Raw genomic sequence first — 2,768 nt, 5'->3', positions numbered from 1 at the left:
ACCGCTTGCTTAGGCAACTAAAGGAACGCCACATAAAACGGCAATACGATATAGACCTCTGTTATTCAAAACAATAAATGTGTCAAAGTAGAATTAATTGCATTTTTAACAAAGGTATGAGAAATAGTAAATGAAAACTCATTTCTGCCTTTTTGTCACCGGTTTTTGACAGTTGTTTCCGCCGGTTCCCATTCCCTTGTGCCATATTTTCGGATTGTTCCCCAAATTTCCCGATGGCACAGTCATTGATAATCAGCGTACAGTTTTAGTGAAATAACTGAACAGAAAATTTAAACAATAACGAAATATATATTAAAATGGGAAAAATAATTGGAATCGACTTAGGGACTACCAACTCATGTGTGGCAGTTATGGAAGGTAACGAACCTGTGGTAATACCCAACAGCGAAGGAAAACGCACAACACCTTCGATTGTTGCTTTTGTTGAAAACGGTGAACGCAAAATTGGCGATCCGGCAAAAAGGCAGGCGATTACCAACCCCACAAAAACCGTATTCTCTATCAAACGTTTCATGGGTGAAACATTTGACAGGGTAAGCAAAGAAGTAGCACGAGTACCCTACAAAGTAGTTAAGGGAGATAATAATACGCCGCGTGTACAGATTGACGACCGCAAATATTCGCCTCAGGAAATTTCGGCCATGGTTTTGCAGAAAATGAAAAAAACCGCCGAAGACTACCTGGGACAGGAAGTGAGCGAAGCCGTGATTACTGTACCCGCATATTTTAGTGACTCACAGCGTCAGGCTACCAAAGAAGCCGGTGAAATTGCCGGGCTGAAAGTACGCCGAATCATCAACGAACCTACTGCCGCATCGTTGGCTTATGGTTTAGACAAGATGCACAAAGACATGAAAATTGCCGTGTTCGACCTCGGGGGAGGAACATTCGATATTTCTATCCTTGAGCTGGGCGACGGTGTTTTCGAAGTAAAATCAACTGACGGGGATACCCACCTTGGTGGTGATGATTTCGATCAGGTGATTATCGAATGGCTGGCAGATGAATTTAAAAGAGATGAGGGTGTTGACCTGAAACGCGACCCGATGGCTCTGCAGCGTTTGAAAGAAGCTGCCGAGAAAGCTAAAATCGAGTTGTCGAGTTCAACACAAACCGAAATCAACCTGCCTTACATAATGCCGGTTGACGGTATTCCAAAACACTTGGTGAAAACACTTACTCGTTCAAAATTCGAACAGCTTTCCGATTCGCTGATTAACGCGACCATTGAACCTTGCCGCAAGGCAATGAAAAGCGCAGGATTAACAGCCAGTGATATCGATGAGGTGATTCTTGTAGGTGGTTCAACACGTATTCCTGCAGTTCAGGAAAAAGTGAAGGAATTTTTCGGAAAAAATCCGTCGAAAGGGGTGAACCCGGATGAAGTTGTTGCTGTTGGCGCTGCCATCCAGGGTGGTGTGCTTACCGGCGAAGTAAAAGATGTGTTACTGCTCGATGTTACCCCGCTTTCACTGGGTATTGAAACCATGGGCGGTGTAATGACAAAACTGATTGAAGCAAACACCACCATTCCTACCAAAAAAGCGGAAACCTTTACCACCGCTGCCGACAATCAGCCTTCGGTTGAAATTCATGTGTTGCAGGGAGAAAGGCCAATCGCTTCAGGGAACAAAACCATCGGTCGTTTCCACCTCGACGGTATTCCACCAGCTCCGCGTGGCGTGCCGCAAATTGAAGTGGCATTCGACATTGATGCCAACGGAATTTTGCATGTACATGCCAAAGACAAAGCTACCGGAAAATCGCAGTCAATCCGTATTGAGGCTTCTTCAGGTTTATCTGAAGACGAAATCAAAAAAATGAAGCAGGAAGCTGAAGCCAATGCCGAAGCCGACAAACAGGCCAAAGAAAAAGTGGATAAGCTGAATCAGGCCGACAGTTTGATTTTCCAGACTGAAAAACAACTGAAAGAGTATGGCGACAAAATTCCGGCTGACAAGAAAAAGCCCATCGAAGATGCTTTGGCCAAACTGAAAGAAGCACATAAAAACCAGGATATGGCAGCCATTGATACAGCTATGAATGAACTGAATACCGTGTTCTCGGCTGCTTCGCAGGAAATGTACAATGCTGCACAGGCTCAGGGAGGTCAGCAGGCCGGTCCGCAAGGTGGACAGCAGCAACAGTCTCAACAGGGCGGTTCCGACAAAGGCGGCTCAAAGGACGACGGCGAAGTTACCGATGTGGATTTTGAGGAAGTCAAATAGAGTACGAGAAAGATTATCAATAATTTACAAAACGCAGTAGGTCTATGATTTACTGCGTTTTTTATTGTTTGTAGTGACTTGTTTTTCCCTAATGGTTGAATTCGCTGACGATGCAGGTTTTAGTTTTGACATCTGAAAGCCTTCAATCAAAAATTTACAGCCATCGCCTTAACCATACTTTCAACCGTCCTTGGATTGGTCCCGTTTGTTTGGGGCGGCCAGTCGGAAGTGTTTTGGTTTGCATTTGCCGCAGGCGCTATGGGCGGGTTGCTGTTTTCAATGGTGGCTATTTTGTTGTATTTGCTATTGTTTTTAAAGCTTAGATAAATAATTGAATTTTACCAGTGTTTGGGTTCGATAAAATCGATGAGAACTGGAAAACCTGTAATTCCACTGTACCGGATTAGCAGATTGAATTTGACTCCGTAATCGTAGATTTTAAGATGGAGGCTGAAGAAAGAGTCGGGAAAAACGTCGGGGAAGAGTCGGAGAAAATGTCGGAGAAAACGTCGGAGAAAA

General features: G+C 44.3%; 2 protein-coding genes. One reads left to right on the top strand and one right to left on the bottom strand.

All coding sequences use genetic code 11. The annotated features are described in order from the left end of the window. The first annotated feature begins 317 nt into the window (after window positions 1-317). On the top strand, window positions 318-2,249 hold the full coding sequence (gene dnaK, locus ACESMA_RS19785) for a molecular chaperone DnaK (RefSeq protein ID WP_372950603.1): 1,932 nt from the start codon (window positions 318-320) through the stop codon (window positions 2,247-2,249). 338 nt (window positions 2,250-2,587) lie between these two features. On the opposite strand, the gene ACESMA_RS19780 is transcribed toward dnaK, so the two are convergent. Beyond that, window positions 2,588-2,768 (bottom strand): hypothetical protein (locus tag ACESMA_RS19780; protein ID WP_372950602.1); only part of this gene is annotated, 181 nt, incomplete at its 5' end.

Source organism: Mariniphaga sp., assembly GCF_041687215.1.
Classification (GTDB): domain Bacteria; phylum Bacteroidota; class Bacteroidia; order Bacteroidales; family Prolixibacteraceae; genus Mariniphaga.
The sequence above is the reverse complement of the archived record's forward strand: the minus strand, read 5'-3'. Positions and strand labels throughout refer to the sequence as shown.

What these genes read in the sequence shown, in the direction of transcription:
- dnaK (WP_372950603.1), top strand. Translation starts at nt 318, where the DNA reads ATGGGAAAAATAATTGGAATCGACTTAGGGACTACCAACTCATGTGTG.